At 31.6% G+C, this 20,756-nt stretch carries 18 protein-coding genes; 9 read left to right on the top strand and 9 right to left on the bottom strand.

Annotated features, from left to right (window positions below; genetic code table 11):
- Positions 1-105: 105 nt before the first annotated feature.
- The 9 genes from L8W57_RS04505 to L8W57_RS04465 form a co-directional block, all read right to left on the bottom strand.
- Positions 106-3,204: a type I restriction endonuclease subunit R gene (locus L8W57_RS04505; protein WP_263662093.1), complete on the bottom strand. Its 3,099-nt coding sequence runs from the start codon at positions 3,202-3,204 to the stop codon at positions 106-108.
- Positions 3,205-3,206: 2 nt separating this feature from the next.
- The gene (gene kwaB, locus L8W57_RS04500; RefSeq protein ID WP_263662092.1) at positions 3,207-4,169 is read right to left on the bottom strand and encodes an anti-phage protein KwaB; all 963 of its coding nucleotides are present in this window, start codon (positions 4,167-4,169) and stop codon (positions 3,207-3,209) included.
- Positions 4,162-4,761, bottom strand: a complete 600-nt coding sequence (kwaA, locus tag L8W57_RS04495) for an anti-phage protein KwaA (RefSeq protein WP_263662091.1) — start codon at positions 4,759-4,761, stop codon at positions 4,162-4,164. Before kwaA ends, kwaB begins: the two co-directional genes overlap by 8 nt.
- The gene (locus L8W57_RS04490; RefSeq protein WP_263662090.1) at positions 4,761-5,951 is read right to left on the bottom strand and encodes a restriction endonuclease subunit S; all 1,191 of its coding nucleotides are present in this window, start codon (positions 5,949-5,951) and stop codon (positions 4,761-4,763) included. Before L8W57_RS04490 ends, kwaA begins: the two co-directional genes overlap by 1 nt.
- Before the next feature lie 219 nt (positions 5,952-6,170).
- A complete protein-coding gene (locus tag L8W57_RS04485) occupies positions 6,171-7,673 on the bottom strand; it encodes a type I restriction-modification system subunit M (RefSeq protein WP_263662089.1) in 1,503 nt (500 codons plus the stop codon).
- A 219-nt stretch (positions 7,674-7,892) separates the two neighbouring features.
- The gene (locus L8W57_RS04480) at positions 7,893-9,074 is read right to left on the bottom strand and encodes a molybdopterin molybdotransferase MoeA (protein WP_263662088.1); all 1,182 of its coding nucleotides are present in this window, start codon (positions 9,072-9,074) and stop codon (positions 7,893-7,895) included.
- A gap of 1 nt (position 9,075) precedes the next feature.
- Positions 9,076-9,522, bottom strand: a complete 447-nt coding sequence (locus tag L8W57_RS04475) for a molybdopterin synthase catalytic subunit (protein ID WP_039627992.1) — start codon at positions 9,520-9,522, stop codon at positions 9,076-9,078.
- Positions 9,523-9,525: 3 nt separating this feature from the next.
- Positions 9,526-9,747 (bottom strand): molybdopterin synthase, small subunit, encoded by a 222-nt coding sequence (locus L8W57_RS04470; protein ID WP_039617593.1) that lies wholly within the window; start codon positions 9,745-9,747, stop codon positions 9,526-9,528.
- Between the two features lie 10 nt (positions 9,748-9,757).
- Positions 9,758-11,302, bottom strand: coding sequence for a multicopper oxidase family protein (locus L8W57_RS04465; protein WP_263662087.1), 1,545 nt, complete (start codon positions 11,300-11,302; stop codon positions 9,758-9,760).
- Positions 11,303-11,447: 145 nt separating this feature from the next.
- On the opposite strand from L8W57_RS04465, the gene nspC reads away from it, so the two are divergent.
- The 9 genes from nspC to selD all read left to right on the top strand — a co-directional run bounded on the left by nspC (position 11,448) and on the right by selD (position 20,658).
- Positions 11,448-12,611, top strand: coding sequence for a carboxynorspermidine decarboxylase (gene nspC / locus L8W57_RS04460; RefSeq protein WP_263661080.1), 1,164 nt, complete (start codon positions 11,448-11,450; stop codon positions 12,609-12,611).
- 136 nt (positions 12,612-12,747) lie between these two features.
- Entirely contained in the window at positions 12,748-13,677 is a 930-nt protein-coding gene (locus L8W57_RS04455) for a formate dehydrogenase subunit gamma (RefSeq protein ID WP_039627999.1), read from the top strand.
- 63 nt (positions 13,678-13,740) lie between these two features.
- Positions 13,741-14,421, top strand: coding sequence for a molecular chaperone (locus L8W57_RS04450; protein WP_133319417.1), 681 nt, complete (start codon positions 13,741-13,743; stop codon positions 14,419-14,421).
- A gap of 175 nt (positions 14,422-14,596) precedes the next feature.
- Positions 14,597-14,800, top strand: a complete 204-nt coding sequence (locus L8W57_RS04445; protein WP_012661099.1) for a twin-arginine translocation signal domain-containing protein — start codon at positions 14,597-14,599, stop codon at positions 14,798-14,800.
- 16 nt (positions 14,801-14,816) lie between these two features.
- A complete protein-coding gene (locus tag L8W57_RS04440; protein WP_263662086.1) occupies positions 14,817-17,639 on the top strand; it encodes a formate dehydrogenase subunit alpha in 2,823 nt (940 codons plus the stop codon).
- Between the two features lie 10 nt (positions 17,640-17,649).
- Positions 17,650-18,219, top strand: coding sequence for a formate dehydrogenase FDH3 subunit beta (gene fdh3B, locus L8W57_RS04435; RefSeq protein ID WP_133319414.1), 570 nt, complete (start codon positions 17,650-17,652; stop codon positions 18,217-18,219).
- Positions 18,220-18,274: 55 nt separating this feature from the next.
- Complete coding sequence (locus L8W57_RS04430; RefSeq protein WP_263662085.1) at positions 18,275-19,003, top strand: winged helix-turn-helix domain-containing protein; 729 nt, start codon at positions 18,275-18,277, stop codon at positions 19,001-19,003.
- A gap of 48 nt (positions 19,004-19,051) precedes the next feature.
- Positions 19,052-19,630, top strand: coding sequence for a sulfurtransferase-like selenium metabolism protein YedF (gene yedF / locus L8W57_RS04425; RefSeq protein ID WP_133319412.1), 579 nt, complete (start codon positions 19,052-19,054; stop codon positions 19,628-19,630).
- Positions 19,627-20,658: a selenide, water dikinase SelD gene (gene selD / locus L8W57_RS04420; RefSeq protein WP_263662084.1), complete on the top strand. Its 1,032-nt coding sequence runs from the start codon at positions 19,627-19,629 to the stop codon at positions 20,656-20,658. Before yedF ends, selD begins: the two co-directional genes overlap by 4 nt.
- Positions 20,659-20,756: the final 98 nt, after the last annotated feature.

The following is a 20,756-nucleotide window of genomic DNA, read 5'->3' as shown; positions in this document are numbered from 1 at the left end:
AAGGTGCGTTTATAAGATAGAATAGCTTATATAATTTTGTTTTTACTACTTTTATATATGTAGATATAAAAGTAGTAATATAAATTTTCATATTTTTAGTATTATTTAATGTTCGCTAGCTAATTCTTGATTTAAAATCTCAGCTTGAGCTAAAACTCCATCGATTGCGAGTTGTTGCATATCAGGTGGATAGCCGTATTTTTTGAGTACCTTTTTTACGCCTACTCTTAATCTTGCTCTTACATTTTCTTTTATCATCCAATCTATACTCGCATTGTTTTTAATGATTTGTAGTATTTCGCTAACAAGTGCTAATAATTTTTCATTTCCTAAAATCTTTTCATACTCATCATTACAAGCAAGTGCTGAGTAAAAGGCGTATTCATAGTCTTTTAGTCCTAGTCTTTTAGCCTCATCATCCATACTTGCTATGTTTTTACTCATATTTATTAGCTCATCTAACGCCTTGCTTGATGAGATTAATTTGTTATTATATTTTTTGATAGTCTCATTTAGCATTTGCGCTAATTTTTTAGTCCTTGTTAGGCTTAGCTTTTGCCTTGATTTTATCTCATCATTTAGTATCTTTTTTAGCATTTCAAAGGCTAAGTTTTTACGCTTCATATTTTTTACTTCTAGTAAAAACTCATCAGAAAGTATAGATATGTCAGGTTTTTTTATCCCGCTAGCATCAAAAATATCCACTACATTAGATGATATGATAGCCTTATCTACCACTTGTTTTATGATTGTTTGATTAATTGTATTTTTACTCTCATTTGCTCTAGTAAACTTTAAAAATCTAGCTTTTATTGTATACATAAAGGCAATTTTATCTTTTATACCTAAAGCTTTTTTGTGCGGAATAGCTATTGTGTAGGCTTTATCAAGTGCTGTAAATTCTCTCATAAACCTATCTTTACCATCTTCATTTGATAATATATGCTCTTCTACATCAAGTATATATTCAAGTTTAGCCCCTGTATCAAGCTCAAAATATATTTCATAATCATTTGGTAACATTTGCTCTACGATTTCAAGCTTTTCTATCATCACTTTTACAGCGTCTTCTTGAGTAGTGACTATATCGCCCTTGCCACCACTTTCGCTATAAAATGATAAAGCCTTTTTTAAATCACTTGCAATCCCAAGATAATCCACTACAAGCCCACTAGGTTTATCCTTATAAACCCTATTTACCCTAGCTATGGCTTGCATTAGATTATGCCCTTTCATAGGCTTATCTATATAAAGAGTATGAAGTGATGGCACATCAAAGCCAGTTAGCCACATATCCACCACGATAACTAGCTTTAGCTCATCGTTTATATCTCTCATACGATTTGCCAAAAACTGCTTTTGAGCCTTGCTTGTATGATGTTTGCTAAACTCCACTCCATCGCTAGAGCTTGAAGTCATCACTACTTTTATAGCTCCGCTATTTAGCTCATCGCTATGCCAGCTTGGTCTTATTTTTATGATTTCATCATATAGCTTTATAGCTACACTTCGGCTTATGCTTACTATCATACCTTTTCCGCCGAGCTTACTAGACCTTGCCTCAAAGTGTTCTACTATATCTTTAGCGATTTGTTTTAGTCTGCTTGTGCTACCTACTACTGCTTCTAGCTTGGTAGCTTTTGCTTTTTCGTTTTCTTGGTTTTCAAGTCTTTCATCTAGTTCATCTATAAGCCTTTTTCCTTCTTCGCTTAGCTCTATTTTAGCAAGTCTGCTTTCATAGTATATGCTCACAGTAGCACCATCCTCAACAGCTCTTGATATATCATATATATCTATGTAGTTTCCAAAAACTGCAGGGGTATTTATATCATGGCTTTCAATTGGCGTTCCTGTAAATCCTATATAAGTAGCATTTGGCAAAGCATCACGTAGATATTTTGCAAAACCATAGACTATCTTTTGCCCTAACACATCACCACTTTTTGACTTTTCTTCTACTACTTTTGCATCAAAGCCGTATTGGGTTCTGTGTGCTTCATCTGCAATTACGATGATATTATTTCTAAGTGATAAGCACTCAAATACATTATCATTTTCTGGACTAAATTTTTGAATAGTAGTAAATACCACTCCACCACTAACTACCTTTAAAAGCTCTTTTAAATGCTCTTTATCATTTGCTTGTTTTGGCTCTTGTCTTAAAAGATTTGCACAACTTGCAAAAGTACCAAAAAGCTGATCATCTAGGTCATTTCTATCTGTGATAAGCAAAATCGTAGGATTATTTAAAGCCTTTATCGCTTTAGCACTATAAAACACTATAGACAAAGACTTCCCACTACCTTGCGTATGCCATACCACGCCACCTTTTTTATTTCCGTCTTTGCTACTTGCTGTGATTGTTCTAGCAATAGCTTTATTTACTGCGTAGTATTGATGATAGGCTGCGATTTTTTTGGTAGTTTTTATACTCAAAATATCGTTTATGTCCTTTATCTGCTCTTTTTCAAAAACTATGAAATTGCAAATTATATCTAGCAAGGTTTTTGGATTTAGCATACCATCTATTAGGGTTTTAATTTCTAAAGACTTGTTTGGAGCATAGTTTATCCCATCGCTACTTTTCCACGCCATAAACCTTGAAAAATCAGCCGAAATACTCCCCGCCCTAGCAAAATACCCATCACTTATCACACAAAAAGCATTGTAAGTAAAAATGCTTGGGATTGCTTGTTTATAAGTGTTTATTTGATTATAGGCTGAGTTTATCGTGGCATTTTCATCGCTTGGGCTTTTTAGCTCCATTAAAACAAGTGGAATTCCGTTTATATATAGCACTACATCTGGGATTTTGTTTTCTTTAGCTTCTGTGATACTTAGCTGGTTTATTACTATAAATTCATTGTTGCTTACATTATCAAAATCAATTAGATTTATGATATCAGCTCTGCTTTCGCCATCTTTTGTAGTGCTTATATTTACCCCATTTACAAGCTTATAATGAAAGTTTTCATTGCTATCTAAAAGGCTAAGATGATTTTTGCTTTTTAGCTCTTTATAAATCTCATTAGCCTTTGATAAATTAAGCTGTGGATTTAGCCTACAAAGTGCATTTATAAGGCTAGTTTCTAGTAAGACTTCATCGGTAGCTCTTGCTGGCTTTTCATAGCACCACCCAAGCTTTTTAAGTGATGATATGACAAACTGCTCCAAATCAAACTCACTAGTCTTAGCCTTGCTCATTTTTAACTCTCCTTTTCACTATCACTAATTATCTCATCTTTAGCTCTACTTTCATAGTACAATTTTGTAAGTTCAGAACTTAAAAAATTATCCAACATCACATTTAAAAATATGTCTTTAGACTTCTTTGTGTCTAAAATCAATTTATCTTTATCATCATTTAATTTTAATTTACCAGCTATAGATTTATAATTCATACAAAAATCAATAATTTGTTTATTTGAAATTCCTAGCTTAATAACTGGAGAATTTCTAATAGCTCTAATTATTTTTCTAGTAAATTTTGCATCATTTACAATACTCTTAAAGTCTTCAATATTTTCAATAAGTTGCATTTCTTGTATTTTATTCATACAAGAAGTTGCTTCTTGTTTTATCACATCGTGAAATTTAAATATCTTTTCAAACTGTTCTAATTCAAAAATAGCTAACTTGTCACCCAACTGTGCCATATGTATTTTTGAAGTTATTCTAACCATATCATCATCAATTCTCATCAATCTATGTTTATCTTTTTTAAAGAAAAATTTATCTCTTCCATAAATATTTACATTTGATACAAATTGATATAAATATAGCCTATCTATATCTATTCCTGTATGAACTATAAACATTTTTATATCATTCATTTGTATTTGAGTAAAATCCATATCTTCCAAATTACTTTCATTATTTAGCCTTGCTTGAATTTCTGCTAAATCTTCTGGAAGAGCTAAACCCTCATCATAAACACAAACTACATCTTTTCTATCATCTACTGCGGAAATATCCATAAAAGACATGTCTTCATTATTTACAATGCCATCTAAAACATCTAAAATCATATTTCTTAACTCAACAACAGCATTACTTTCTAAATCTACTTTATAAACTTCGTTTGTTTTGGTAACGGCAAATAAAACCGCACCTAACAAATCTCTATCTTTATTTGAAAATTCTTTAAAATCATTTTTTATTTCAATCATTTTTTTTACCTTTCTTGTAAGCTAAATAATATTTTTTATCTTTTAAATGTTTTATGACAATATAATCATTTTTATTAAGTTTATCTTTACTAATAATCATAAGTTCTTCATCTGTATCACTATCCAATTTAATTTTATAAATTCTAAATCCAAACAAAGATAATGTTGGATTAGTGTAAAACCTATCAGTTTTAATATGAATTACGCCTATTGCAATCAACAAAATTAAAAATACGATAAATTCTTTAGCAGTATCTACATCAATTCCTACCAAAGGAATGATGTATGTAGTTAGAAAAGTTAAATTCTCGTATTCTATATCTTTGCTTTCTAAAATACAATAAGTAGTTCCGCTATAACTACCATTACTAGCTCTATAATTGAAATATTTATATACAAAATATAAATATACAAGAATAATAATACACGATAAACTTATAATATTATTTTTAACAAAAGAACATAACAAATTCATATATGATGTATCAAAATTTTTAGGAAATTTAAATGTCAGAACTATCAAACATATAAAAAGCAACCATAAAGATAATAAAAATAAATTAAACTCAAAAAATTTACCTTTAATAACCATTATTTACTCCTTATTTCTCCGTTTAGGAGTTTTGGGATAAGTATATCACGCATATTTTCTAGGGTTTGGATTTGCTCTAAATTTTCATTTAATTTATCATAAAACCCACTAATTTCTTCTTCAAATTTATTCATTATTTCAAAACTAGGGACTAATATGTTTTTTTCATAAAATTGATTTTTTTGAAAAAATTCCCTTGCACTTCCCGAAGCACCATAAACACTTTCTTTTATAATGTCCCTTAAAGCATAGTTTAAATAATGTTGAGAAACACCTTCTAACGCTCTAAAATTCCACATATTTTGATTTTGCAAAGCTGGTAAAACATTACTTGTAACCACTACATAATTTCCTAAACTTGCACCAACCATAACTAATAAAAAATCATTTTTTCTTAACAAGTATTTATCATATTGATTTTCTAAATTATCAATATAAATAACATCTTTATTGTCAATAAAACCATTTTTAAAATTTGTTGTTCTTACGATTTTTGTTCCATTTTGAGAATATTCCTTACTTTTGAACGCATATCCATTTAAAATCATGCATACATCTTTCAATGGTTTTTCTTGCCAAGATGGGTTTGGGTTTTCTATGAAATAGTGTCTAAAAAGAGTTTGGGCGAGTTCTTCTAGGGTTTTGTTTTGCTCGTGTAGTAGCTCTATCTTGTCATCAATACTATTTAAAATAGTAGCGATTTGCTTTTGCTCTTCTAATGGTGGTAATAAAATTTCAACTTCTTTTAAATCTCTAATAGGTAGCTGTGGTTGAGCACTCCCAGAAACAAAATTATCAAATTCATCTTTTAAATTTTTAAAAAGATAAAACGCATACCTACTATCCAACTCTTCATTATTTGGTCTAATTATAAGCATTCCCGAGTTTATTCTTATATTTTTATAAGGTATATTTTCTTTATATAATGCTAGATTTCCGATAGTTCCCCTTGTGGTTAAAACTAAATCATTGATTTTTAATTTACCTTTTTTTAAAATCTCATCTTTTTCTTTGGTAATAAACTGACATTCGCTAAAATCAAAACCATTCTCTCTTATATTTTTAGTGCTTAAAAATAAGCAATATTCATTAGAATAAAATTCATTTTGCTTCGGATAATTCTTACCCCTATCTCCGTCTATAAAATCTAATGGGGCATCCTCAAGCTTACATTTTTTCCAATTATTCATATCTTAATCCTTTGGAATTTATTTGCGTAAAAAATCCAAAAAATACACGAAATAAATTCAAGAATTTGAATTTGGAATTTCGTTTACTTAAGCTTATTTTAAAAAAGAATGACGAAAGTACAACAGAAGAAAAGACGCTAAAAGCTCGTATTTTCAAGCAATGGGCTGTATAAATCAAGCTAGTTTTAAGTGGTTTTGACGAGAGTATAGTAAAAAACATCATTTAATCTTCTCTAAGTTTTTTAAGATAGTTTCACTTAGTTCTTGCTCGGTTTTGATTTGGGATTTTAGTTTTGTTAAAAGCTCATCAAATCTAGCATCAAAATCGAACTCATCATCACTATCAGCAAGCCCTACATAACGTCCTGGTGTAAGCACATAAGAAAGCTCTCTTATCTCATCTATGCTAGCACTTTTACAAAAGCCTTTTATGTCTTCATAATTGGTACCGTTTTTCCATGCTTTATAAGTGTTTGCGATTTGGTTTATATCGTCTTTGTTTAGGGTTTTATTGCGTCTATTTATCATAGTTCCTAAATCTCTTGCGTCTATAAAAAGTGTCTTTTTGGCTGTGTTTGGTAGCTTTTGGCGTCTTATAAACCAAAGTGATGCAGGGATACCTGTGTTTAAAAAAAGCTTTGCAGGTAGATTTACTATACAATCTATCAAATCATCTTCAATGAGTCCTTTTCTAATGGCTGCTTCGTTTATGGTGTTACTTGTAAGTGCGCCTTTAGCTAGGACAAATCCTGCTACACCGCCGTTTGGTGATAGATGATATAAAAAGTGCTGTATCCAAGCGTAGTTGGCGTTGCTTGTTGGTGGGGCACCGTATTTCCATCTACCGTCTTTTTCTAGTAGTTTACCACTCCAATCTGAGTCGTTAAATGGTGGGTTGGCTATGATAAAGTCAGCCTTTAGGTCTTTGTGAGCATCATTTAAAAACGAGCCTTCGTTGTTCCATATCACTTGTGAGCTTTCGATTTTTCTTATAGCTAGGTTCATTTTGGCGAGTTTGTAGGTGGTTTGATTTGATTCTTGACCGTAGATTGAGATGTCATCTAGTCTACCTTGGCGTGATTTTACAAACTCTTCGCTTTGAACAAACATACCACCACTTCCACAGCAAGGATCATATACTCTGCCCTTATATGGCTCAAGCATAGCCACTAGGAGTTCTACGACGCATTTTGGTGTATAGAATTGTCCACCTTGTTTACCTTCTGCTAGGGCAAACTCGCCTAAAAAATACTCAAATACATTCCCCAATACATCCGCACTCTTATCGGTATCAAAAGCGATGTTGCCTATTAGGTCTATGAGTTCGCCTAAGCATTTACTATCTAGGTTGTCTTTGGCATAGACTTTTGGCAAAACTCCTTTTAAAGCATCATTGTGCGCTTCTATCTCATCCATTGCTTCATCTAGTATTTTGCCTATTTTTAGATCTTTAGCGTTATCTCTTATGTAATTGTAGCGAGATTTTTCTGGGACGAAGAAGATATTGTCAGCTAGGTATTCATCTTCATCTTCTGGGTCAGCTCCTTCGGATTGTTCTTCGAGTAATTCTTCGTATTTTTGCATAAAACTATCACTAATGTAGCGTAAAAATATAAGCCCTAAAACTATGTGCTTATATTCTGCTGCGTCGATATTTTTGCGTAATTTATCGGCACTTTTCCACAATGCATCTTCTAGTTTTACCTCTATTTTCTTTGTCATTTTTTTCCTTGATTTTATCTTCAAAAATTTTTAATTAAGTATAACAAAAAAGCCTTATATTTACCTATCTTTAAATAAATTTGTAAATAATTTAAATTTTATTAAGTTATTTAATTTCTTGATTAGAATATTTTGTTTTTTATAAAATATTTTTTTGAGCTATTGTAAATATTAGTTACCAATATAAATGCTTTTAGAAAAAATTCAAAAAGCATTTGTTTAAGGCATAAAAATTATATCAACCAAATCATTTTCTTTTATATCATTATGTGCTATCATAAGTGCAGCCTTGTGGTTAAGGTTGTTGATGATGGCACTTGAGCCTTGTTTTTTGCCTTTTAAATTGGCATAAATTTTTCCATCTTTAAATTCCACATTACAAGCTACAAATTCTAAATGCGAACTTTTTTTCTTATAGTCAGTATTTGCAAATGCTTTAAATATATAGTCTTTTTCTTGTAAAAGCCAAGCATTTAAAAGTTCTCTTACATATAAATTAAACATCACCATAGCCGAGTATGGAAAACCCGGTAGAGCAAAGATGAATTTATCTTCAAATTTGGCTATTTTGATGTGTTTGCCAGGTTTTACATCGACTTTATCTAAGATGATTTCATACTCTTTAACAGCTTGCTTTAAAAAGTCAAAATCCCCCATGGAAACTCCACCAGTGGTAACTAAAATATCACACGCATTAAGTGCTTGTTTTAAAACACTTGGAGTTTTTTGCATATCATCTTTTAAAAGTGGAAAAATTCTAGCTTCAGCACCAAGTTTTTTTGCCATATTAGCTATGGCTACATGGTTTGATGAGCGAATTTGTGCGGGGTGTTCTAAGCTTTCGCCTAAGTCTTTGATCTCACTTCCACTACTTAGCACACCTATGATAGGTTTAGCAAAAACACTAATGTGAAAATATCCAAGCTCAGCTAAAAGTGCTATCTCGCTATAGCCTAGCTTTGTGCCTTTTGTGAGTAAAATTTCGCCCTCGGTGTAGCTCTCGCCCACCTTTCTCACAGCAAAGCCTTGTGGAACTTTTTCTTTTATATAAATCACATCATTTTTAACTTCAACTTTTTCCACAGGCACTAAGGTATCACAACCTTCACTCATCAAAGAGCCTGTAAAGGTTTTAACACATTCTTTATTTTGTATTTTAAAGCTTGGGAAAATTCCAGCAGGTACTTCGCCTATGATAGACAAAGGCTCATTTTGTTCGCTAAATTTAATCGCATAGCCATCCATAGAAGCAGTAGGAAATTGAGGGTTGTTAGTAGAAGCTTTGATGTCTATGGCTAAAATTCTATCTAAGCACTGTGTTAAAGCGATGTTTTCTATCTTTTCATATGCTTGTATGTGTGAATGAAGTATGTCTAAACTTTGGCTATAAGAAGTTAGCATTTTAGTCCTTAGTGCTTAAAATTCCTGCTCCTTGAAGTTTCAAAGAGCGTTCTTTGGCATAAATTTTTTCGCCATTAATGATATCATATTTCCATATAGGTGCGCTTGCTTTAAAATCTTCTACAAAATCATTAATTAACTTAAGTCCTAATTTTCTTTGCTTGCTTAAAACCCCAGCAAAATAAGAACTCTCATGCACTTTAACCTCACCGATAGAGTGAGCAAACATCAAGCTTACATTTTCATTTGCAAGTTTTTGGCACCATTTTTCAAACCAAGTTTTTAATAAAGGCTCATATATATCAAAACTTAAAGCCTCAATCTCATCTTCAGCCCTCACTATACCGCAAAATGTGATTAAAGCTCCGCAGTTTTTATCTTTAGCATATTCATACCATCTAGCATAAATGCTAGGAATTTCTAAGGCTCCTTGATGTAATTCAAACATAACTCATCCTCCACAAACCGGTGGTAATAAACAAATTTTATCCCCATCTTTTAAGGTAGTTTCATCATCAAAAACCATTTCATCATTTAAAGCAACTGCACAAAGTTCAAGCCATTCTTTTAAGCTTTCATCTTGCCCTAAAATTGCTTTTAATTCTTTAAGATTACTTACATTTAGTTCTAAGCTTTCTTTGTTAATTGGCCCTAGAAATTCAACTTTTACCATTTTTTTACCTTTATTCTTTGATTTCTAAAATTCCCATCATTCCAAGATCTTCATGCTCTAAAATATGGCAGTGAAACATTCTAATACCGGTAAATTTTTGACTCATTCTAAGTCTTAATTCTTCTCCAGGTCTTACATTAATCGTATCTTGCAATGCTCTGAATTTTGCTTTTGTTATTTTACCCTTAAATTTAGAAGATATGAGTTCAAATTGTGTTCCATGTATATGGAAAGGATGATCCATGTGCGATTTGTTTTTTATTACCCATTCTTCTACTTCATTTAATTTTGAGGTCAAATCCGTTCTATTCATATCAAATGTTTTACCATTGATTAAAAACATAGAGGCAAGGCTTTTTTTGATTTCTTCTTCACTTTTTTTACTAATACCATGCATTTGCATATGATCTTCGCTCATAATCACTTCTTTAAAGCTTGTAGCTTCTTTTAAAGGTGAAAATTCTCGTAGCTTTTCAGGTATGTTTTCTATAGTTTTTTCTACTTTAAGATCAGCCAACATAAGAGTGTAAGGTTCTTCTTTAACAAGCATTTTATCGCGGTCATAATAAGTACTTTCAAGTTTAAATTCACCCTTACTTGCTTTGATTAGCACTTCTACTCTTGAAGCAGGACTTAAAAATAATTCATCTAATTCAACACCTTTTTCTATAAGCCCTCCATCAGTTCCTACTAAAATAAATTTAGCACCTTTAATGCGTAAATTTAAATATCTTGCCGCACAAAAATTATAAATACGAATTCTTTGAGCTTTGTCAAGTGTTATTTTTGGTTTTAATTGTCCATTGATAAGAACTAAATTTCCTTCTCTACCATTTAGCCAATCAAATAAATTATTATCAGGAATTTGTGCGTTTTCATCTAAACGCAAATCACTAATCACCCAATCTTGTTCTTGTAAATGCGACAGCGTATCTTTTCTAGCTTTTACTACAAATACCCCTGCTAAGCCTTTATAAACTTGTTTTGCTGTGGTGTAGTGTGGGTGTGGATGATACCAATAGGTTCCTGCTGAATTTTCTCCAAGTTTAAAGCGATAAATTCTTTCCCTACCAGGCATGATAGGATCGTGTGGGTTGCCATCTTGCTCAGGTGGTATGTCAAGTCCATGCCAGTGGATAGTAGTTGGCTCTTTTAAACTATTTTTTACCAAAATTTCAACCGTATCACCTTCATAAACTTCTATTTTAGGTCCAGGTATAGAGCCATTGTAAGTGAAGCATTTTGTTTTTTTACCTTTAACAAGCTCTATTTGACTTTCTTTGATTTCTATACTTGATCTAAAGAAATTTTTCTTTGTGCTTGTGTTTTTTAGAAGTTTTAAATTTGCTAATGTTTGTTCGCTAGGAAAGTCTTTTTCATCGAGTAGTTTAATGTTTGGATTTTCTAGTTTGATAAAAGAAGTATCGATTTCTTTTGTATCTTTTTGTGTATGTTTTGAGTGCATATTATGATGAGAATGATCCCCCATTGCATAAGCACTGCTAATACTTGCTAAACCTAAAGCATTAAATTTTAAAAATAACCTTCTATCCATTAAATTTTTACTCCTAAATTAATTTTGATTTGGATTTTGATTATAGCTATTGTTTGATTAATGATTGTAAATTATAAAAACAAGATATAATTTTAATATGATTTGTTATACAAGTGGTTTTAAATCAAAAAATTAAGGACAAATAATGCTAATTAAAAATCATTTAGATAAAGACTTTCAGACTCCTGCTTATATTTTAGAAGAAGACAAGCTTAGAAAAAATTGTGAGCTTTTGGCTAAAGTGAGTGAGCAAAGTGGAGCAAAAGTCTTGCTTGCTCTAAAGGGTTTTGCTTTTTCAGGTGCTATGGATATAGTGGGTGAGTATCTATCAGGTTGTACTTGTAGTGGACTTTGGGAAGCTAAATTTGCAAAAGAATATATGAACAAAGAAATTCATACTTTTTCACCTGCTTTTAAAGATGATGAAATAGATGAAATCATAGATCTTTCACACCATATAGTATTTAATTCTTTTAATCAGTTTAAAAAATTTAAAGATAAAGCGAGTAAAAAGTCTCTTGGTTTGCGTTGTAATCCAGAGCTTTCAGTGGCTCCAAAAGAACTTTATAATCCTTGTGGTAGATTTTCAAGATTAGGAATTCGTGCGATTGATTTTGAAAATGAAGATTTAAGCGCTTTAAGTGGGCTTCATTTTCATGCTTTATGTGAAGAAAGTGCGTATTCTTTAGAGCTTGTGTTAAATGCTTTTGAAGCTAAATTTTCAAAATTTATTAAAAATATGAAATGGGTTAATTTTGGTGGGGGTCATCATATTACCAAAGAAGGTTATGACACGCAAAAACTAATTGATCTTTGTAAAAAATTTAGCGATAAATACGGTGTGCAAGTGTATCTTGAGCCAGGTGAGGCTGTGGGTTGGCAGTGTGGGACTTTAGTTGCAAGTGTAATAGATATAGTAGAAAATGAGAAAAAAATAGCTATTTTAGATACTTCAAGCGAAGCTCATATGCCAGATACTATCATTATGCCTTATACAAGCGAGGTTTTAAATGCTAGAATTTTATCAAGTCGTGATGGACAAAATTACAGCGAGTTAAAAGAAAATGAATTTGCTTATTTACTTGGTGGCAATACTTGCTTAGCAGGGGATATCATGGGTGAGTATGCTTTTAATCAAGAGTTAAAAATAGGACAAAAAATAGTATTTTTAGATCAAATTCATTATTCCATAGTTAAAAACACTACTTTTAATGGAGTAAGACTTCCAAATTTAATGTTCTTAGATAAGAATGAAAATTTATCTATGATAAGAGAGTTTTGTTATGAAAATTATTCAAAAAGAAACTAAAAATTGAGTTTTTTTGTAGTTTTTTGCAAATTTATGTTTTTTAAATAAAACTTTTTTTAAAATAAAAATGGAAACTGAAAATTAACAAAACTACAATGCTAAGCTTTTTCTAGCGTGTAATGTTTAGGAGTAATTTATGCATAGAGTTATACTAGCTCTTTTAGCCTGTTTTAACTTTCTATTTGCTCAAGAAAATTTTGAAGTTAAAAATACTCAAATTTGGGATGTGCAAAGAGTGATGAATATAGAAAGTTATCAAAATTTTGGTGCTTTGTGGACTAAACTGCAAGGTGAGTATATTGCAAGTGCTGTTTTGATTATACTTATAGTCGTAATTTCAGCTTTTGCTTTGCATTATATGGTCATAGGTCCAAAGAAATTTTCTCATGATGGTAAGAAAATTTACGCTTTTTCAGTATTTGAAAGATTGTTTCATTTTGTAGCAGCAATCTCTTGGATTATCCTTGTACCAACCGGACTTATTATGATTTTTGGATCGTATTTTGGCGGTGGATTTTTTGTAAGAATGTGTAAAAACTTACATGGTATTGCTACTATTTTATTTATCATTTCCATCATTCCTATGCTTTTGTGTTGGATTAAAAGAATGCTTCCTGCAAGTTATGATTTAAGATGGATGATGATAGTAGGTGGATATTTAAGCAAAGAGAAAAAACCTGTGCCTGCGGGTAAGTTTAACTTTGGTCAAAAATCTTGGTATTATATAGCTGTTTTTGGTGGCTTTTTGATGATAATCACTGGTGCGTTTATGTTTTTCCTTGATTTTAATTCTACTTCTTTGCAATCTATTTTTGGCATTTCTCATATAGATATTTTAAGAGCTTCAGCTATCATCCATAATATTTTGGGTATTTTATGTGCAGTATTTTTTGCTATTCATATTTATATGGCTGTATTTGCTATTAAAGGAAGTATCCATTCTATGATTAGTGGCTATAAAGAAGAAGAGGAAGTTTATATTTTACATTCTTATTGGTATAAAGAACTAAGCGATAAAAAACAAATCAATCCATCGTTTACTTACGATTCTAAAACAAAATTTTAAAATCTCACTTGATTTTTTTAAATTTTCCTTGTTATAATCAAATAAAAATAACAAGGAAAATTAATGATACAAGATATTGATCTTTCGCGTAAATATTTTTATGAATTTTTTTCAAAAGCTTTTAATTTTATCGATGAAAATGAGTTTAAAATTTGGCATGAGCAAGTTTTAGTTTTAGCTCAAAGTCCTTTAGATGATAGTTTAAAATTTGATTTTGAAAAACTTAGTGTATGTGATTTTGCAAGTTTTAAAGAAGAACAAAATGGAGTGTTTTTTGATTTTTCTTATGTGAATGTGCCTATTAGTGCTTCTTTTTATGATGAGGGTAGAGATGATGGCAAAATGAAGCTTCAAGCCTGTGAAATCATTAGAAAAACCAAATTTAGAAAAAAAGAAGATTGTAGGCAAAGTGAAGATGAATTTGGCTTTTTGTTTGCTTTTATGGCAAGTATTATTGAGCATGATTTAAAAGTTGCACAGCAATTATTTCGTTTTGTGATAAACCCTGTAATAGATGAGTTTATAGAAAAATTACAAATCCACAAAAACTCAAATTTTTACATTGCTATTGCCAATATTATGAAAGTCTTTTTTGCAAATGAAAGAGCTTATTTGGAAGTACAAGCACCTATAAAAAAAGAAGGTAAAAGTATAGCAGATGAGGCTTTACAAAGACTTCCTTATGAGCCAAGACTTCCTACTAAATTTAGCAAAACAAATATAGAAGAACTTAGTAAATTATAGAAATTAATATGTATTTTGTTACCAAAATACATATTATCAAAATCATCTTTTTATGAAAATAGAAATTAAATAAAATCTTAAGTGAAAATATGCAAAATTTATTTTGTTAAGTGTATAAATACTTTGAAAATAAGTATTTATAGTTATTCTTTACTTTTATTTCAAAGGAGAGAACATGGAGGCCAATCAAAGAAGGGATTTTTTAAAAAAATCTTTGAAAATTGGTGCTTTAGGGGTAGTAGCTGGGGCAAGCGTGAATGCTTTAGCTAAAGATGATTACCAAGAGCAAAATACCGTAGTTTTAGGAAAAAGTACTAAAAAAGAAGTGCTTTATAAAAAAACTATGCATTGGGAAAAATACTACAAAATAGCTTATTAATTAAGAAAGGAAGAAGATGGCATTAGCAAGAAGAAATTTTCTTAAGCTTGCTGGTATTGCTGGTCTTGGAACTGCGGCTTTTGGTAGTGAAAACAAAGCTATTAGAGCTGCAAGTGAACAAGAAGTAGCAAATCCTTATCCAGATTCTAAGATTGTTAGAACAATCTGTAGTATCTGTAGTGCAGGCTGTGGAATTAAAGCGGAAGTACAAGATGGAGTTTGGGTGCGTCAAGAAAACGCTATAGAACATCCTATTTCTCAAGGATCACACTGCTGTAAAGGGATAGATCAAATCGATCTTACTAAATCAAAGCAGCGTATTAAATATCCTATGAAAAAAGAAAATGGCAAATGGGTACGTTTAACTTGGGAGCAAGCTATCAATGAAATTGGCGATAAAATGCTTGAAATCCGTAAAGAAAATGGACCTGATAGCGTTATGTTTTTAGGTTCGGCTAAATTTAATAACCAACAAGCTTATTATTTTAGAAAATTTGCAGCATTTTGGGGTACTAACAATATAGACCACGTTGCTAGAATTTGACACAGCGCAACAGTCGCCGGTGTGGCGAATACATGGGGTTATGGCGCTATGACAAATCATTTTGGTGATGTGACTAAACACTCAAAAATGATGATTATTTTTGGTGCAAATACTGCTGTGGCAAATCCTATCGGATTTAAACACTTGTTACAAGCAAAAGATCGTAATAATGCTAAATTGGTAGTTGTAGATCCTGTATTTACAAAAACTGCAGTACATGCTGATGAATATGTAAGAATTCGTCCAGGCACAGATATAGCTTTAGTTTATGGTATGCTTCATTTGATCTTCAAAAACGGTTGGGAAGATAAAGAATTAATCAAAACTAGAACTTATGGTGTTGAAGAAATAAAAGCAGAGGCTGCTAAATGGACTCCTGAAGTTGTAGAAGATGTAACAGGCGTTCCAGCTGCTCAACTTGAAAAAATTACAAGAATGTTAGCTACAATCAAACCTGCTACGCTATTTTGGGCTTTAGGTATTACTCAACACTCGGTAGGTAGCTCCAACACAAGAATTCTAGCTATCTTACAACTCGTTCTTGGTAATATAGGCAAACCAGGTGCAGGAACAAACATCATTAGAGGTCATGATAATGTTCAAGGTGCTACTGATATGGGCTGTTTGGCTGATACTTTACCAGCTTATTATGGGCTTGATGATAATGCGTGGAATCATTTTGCTAATTTTTGGAATGTAGATAGAGAATATTTAAATTCAAGATTTTATTCTAAAGAATGGATGCATGAAAAAGGTTTTTCACTAGCAAAATGGTGGCAAGGCGTTTTACATGAAGAAAAAACTTATTCTAACTCACCTATCCGTGTGCTTTGGGTGCAAGGAACGGGTATTACTTCTATGGCGCATACGGTAAAAATTCAAGAAGCGCTTAAAAAACTTGATATGATTGTAATCGCTGAACCTTTTGTAAATGAAGTAGCAGTTTTAGCAGATCGTTCTGATGGTATTTATATTATCCCTGCTTGTACTCAATTTGAAACAGAAGGTTATGTCACTGCGACTAATCGTGCTATGCAATGGCGTTCTCAAGTAGTAAAACCAATTTATGAAAGCAAAGAAGATCAAGAGATTATGTTTGCTTTTGCTAAAAAATTCGGCTTTTATAAAGAATACACTCGCGGTATGAAAATGGAATTGAAAGATCATAAGCTTGTACAAACAAGAGATGATAATGATGATAATTTTATATGGCCTGATGATGCTACAAGAGAAATGAGTAATGGTCTTTTAAGTATAGGCTTAAGAGGTATTTCAGCTGAACGCTTAAGAAAACACCAACAAAATTGGGAACATTTTGATCCTGATACTCAAAGAGGTCTTGGTGGTGAAGTTAAAGGCGAATACTATGGCTTACCTTGGCCTTGTTGGGATGAACAACATCCGGGAACTTCTATATTATGGAATACTGATGTGCCTTATGAAGAAGGCGGTATGGGCTTTAGAAACCGCTTTGGTTTGGAGCATGAAGGACATTCTCAATTAGCAGATGATGCCTTTACTCCAAAAGGATGTAAAGTTAAAGGTGGTTACCCACAAATCACTAAGGCAAATATTGAAAAAGTATTTAATATCAAACTAAGTGATAGCGAAAAAGAATTAATGGGCACTAGCTGGAGTACAGATATTTCAGGTATTATTTTAGAAAAATGTAGAGAAAAGAGTGCTTGCTGTTTAGGTAATGCAAGAGCTAGAATGAAAGTTTGGGAATTTGCAGATCCTATTCCGTTACATAGAGAGCCTATTCACTCACCTCGTTGGGATTTGGTTAAAAAATATCCTACTTGGGGTGATCAAGAGAAAAATTTCAGAGTTGAGAGTAAATTTATCAGCGAGCAACAAAAGAAAGATTGGAGTAAAGAGTTTCCAACTATCATTTCAAGTATGCGTTTAGTAAATTTAAGTGGTGCAGGTATGCTTGAGAGAACTAGTAAATATCTTGCTGCAATCACACCTGAAATGTTTGCTAATGTTCACCCTGAACTTGCCTTAAAATATGGTATAAATGATGGAGATATGATGTGGATTCATTCACCGCAAGGTACTAAGATTAAAGTAAAATGTGTGCATAATCATTCTGTTACACCGGATAGAATTTGCTTGCCTTATAACTTTGCGGGTATTATGCAAGGAGTGGATTTAAGTTATAATTATCCTGAAGGCACTAGACCTTATACTATAGGTGAAAGTTCTAACACGGTTACTAACTATGGTTTTGATATAAATACGCAAATTTCTGAATTTAATGCAGGACTTTGCAGACTTGAAAAGGCTTAAGGGGTAAGTTATGGCTAGAATGAAATTTTATGTAGATAATAATCGCTGTATTTCTTGCTTTGCTTGTCAAGTGGCTTGTTCAAGTGCGCACGAAGTACCAGTGGGGATTAATAGAAGAAAGGTAATCACTCTAAATGAAGGCATAGAAGGAAAAGAGTTTTCAACAACTCTTGCCTGCCAACACTGCACAGATGCTCCATGTGAGCAAGTTTGTCCTGTAAAATGCTTTTATATTAGAGCTGATGGTATTGTTTTACATGATAAAAAAACTTGTATAGGTTGTGGGTATTGTCTTTATGCATGTCCTTTTGGTGCTCCACAATTTCCAAGAGATGGTGCTTTTGGTATCAAAGGTCAAATGGATAAATGTACTATGTGTGCAGGTGGTCCTGAGCCTACTAACTCTCATGAAGAAAGAGAACTTTATGGACAAAATCGTATCGCAGAAGGTAAAGTACCTATGTGTGCTGCGGTTTGTTCTACAAATGCACTTTTGGTTGGTGATGCAGCTGAAGTTAGTGCAATGTATAGAAAAAGAGTTTTGCTTAAGGGCCAAAATTTAGGACTTGATGCAAAATAACCCAAAGGGTGTTTACAGGCACCCTTTTTTACTACTTATAATCCAAGGTTAATTCATGGAAGAATTAAATTTACAAATTCAAAAAAATCTTGATGAAAATAATAAACTTACTTGTAAAAAAGCACTAGAGCTTTTAAAACAATACTCCAAAGAAGATTTTCAAGCTAGTATAAAAAAAATGGATGTAAAAATTTCAGATTGCGAGTTAGGTCAATTTGGAAAGTTAAATAAAAATATAGCAAAAAGTGAAATTTTAGAAAAATTAGAAACAAAACTAGATTCTAAGCGTCGCATATCATGTAAAGATGCTTTAGAATGTGCTAAAAACTTTAATATGGCTGATATGAGAGCTACGCTTAAAACTTATAAAATTGATGTTAAATACTGCGAACTTGGTTGTTTTGAAGAAAAAAAAGGTAAAAAATTTCATATAAAAAGCAAAATTTGGGTAGAAAATCCTGATGGAGAATTACTTTTTGGTAAAGGGAAAACAGATATTTTAGAATTAGTTGGAGAATGCGGAAGTATTTCCCAAGCGGCTAAACAACTAGGGATGAATTATAAAAAAGCTTGGCTTTATATACAGGATTTAGAAAAAAATATGAAAGAAGAATTGCTCATTGCTAAAAAAGGAAGAGGAAGTGAAGCTGGTAGTAAGCTTACTCCAAGAGCTTATGAGTTAATTCAAAATTTTAAAATTTTACAACAAGATGTAGAAGAATACACTAATAAACGCTTTAAAGAATTATTTTTCAAGAAAAATCAAGAAAAAGATAAAACTTAATTTGAATACAAGTTATAAAAATATATCATTAAGTAAAAAAGGTAAAAAATGAAAATTGATTGTAGAGATTTAGCTTGTCCGCGTCCTGTGATAGAGACAAAAAAGGCTTTAGAAGAGTTAAAAGAAAATGAAAATTTAGAAATTCTTTTAAATTCTCAAGCTTCTAAAGAAAATGTAATGAGGTTTTTAAAATCTTTAAATTTGAACTTTAGTGTGAAAGATGTAAATGATGAAAGTATTATTAGCATTATAAAAGATGGTGATATAGTTCAAATTCAAGAACAAAATTTACAAGAATATAATGTGTTATTTTTAAAAAGTGATAAAGTAGGCGAAGGGGAACTTGGGAAAAATCTAATGCTAGGTTTTTTAAAAACCTTAAAAGATTTACCTAATAAACCTGTAAAAATCCTTTGCGTTAATGATAGTGTTTTAATGAATACTGATTGTTCTCATATGGCTTTTGAAGCTATGAAAGAGCTTGAAAATTTAGGGGTTGAAATTTATAGTTGTGGGGCATGTTTGGAATTTTTTGGTAAAACTAAAGAGCTTAAAATAGGCAAAATAGGTAATGCTTATGAAATTTTAAATGAACTTTTTGGAAAGGCAAAGATTATTTCTTTATGATATATAAAGACCAAAAACTAACTCAATATGTAAAAGCTGCGGGTTGAGCTGCCAAACTAGACTCGGTGGGTCTTAACAAAATTCTTGGCATTTTAAAACCGCATGAAAACATTTTAAGTGGTATTGATAATAACGAAGATGCAAGTGTTTATAAGCTAAATGAAGATTTAGCTTTAGTGCAAACACTTGATTTTATCACACCTGTGGTTGATAGTGCGTATCATTTTGGTGTTATAGCTGCTGCCAATGCTTTAAGTGATGTATTTGCTATGGGTGCTGAGGTGATTAATGCCTTAAATATTGTAGGCTTTGATACTTGTCATTTTAACAATGAAATTTTACTTGAAGTTTTAGAAGGTGCTAGAGCTAAGGTTGAAGAAGCTGGTGCTGTGCTAGTAGGTGGCCATACTATAGAAAATGATGAATTTATTTTTGGTCTTAGTGTGACAGGTGTGGTTCATCCTAAGAAATTTATAGCTAATAATAGTGCAAAAGATGGTGATGTTATTTTACTTACTAAGCCTATAGGTAGTGGCATTATTAGCACTGCTATCAAGGCTGGTTTGCTAGAAAAAGCAAAGATTTTAAAAGCAATAGAGCAAATGAGTTTTTTAAATCTTTACGCAAGTCGTATTTTAAAGGGGTTTAAAAGTCTTAGTGCTTTAAGTGATGTTACTGGTTTTGGCCTTTTGGGGCATTTAAAAGAAATGTTAAATGAAGAGATTATGATAGAAGTGTATAAAAATGAAATTCCTTTAATGGATGGAGTTTTGCCAATGGCTAATATGGGGATAATCCCAGCAGGAGCTTATAAAAATAAAGATAGCCTAAAAATTTGGGTTGATAATTTAAATGAAAAAGATGAAGATATAGTGTATTTTGATCCTCAAACTTCAGGGGGACTTTTAGCTGCAATGAGTGAAAAAGATGCAAATGAGGCTTTGAAAATTTTGAAAGATTACAATATAGAGGCAAAGATTATTGCTAGATGTGTAAGAAATACTCATAATTATTTATTATTACGCTAATATTTTATTTACAATTAAAAATATATGTTTATATTTGTTACTTTTTTACATAAAAAAATAAATTATAAATAAATATATGTTGATTTTTGTGGCTATTT

This window comes from Campylobacter sp. IFREMER_LSEM_CL1890 (genome assembly GCF_025772045.1).
Lineage (GTDB): Bacteria > Campylobacterota > Campylobacteria > Campylobacterales > Campylobacteraceae > Campylobacter_D > Campylobacter_D lari_D.
This window is presented reverse-complemented; position numbering and strand designations above follow the sequence as displayed.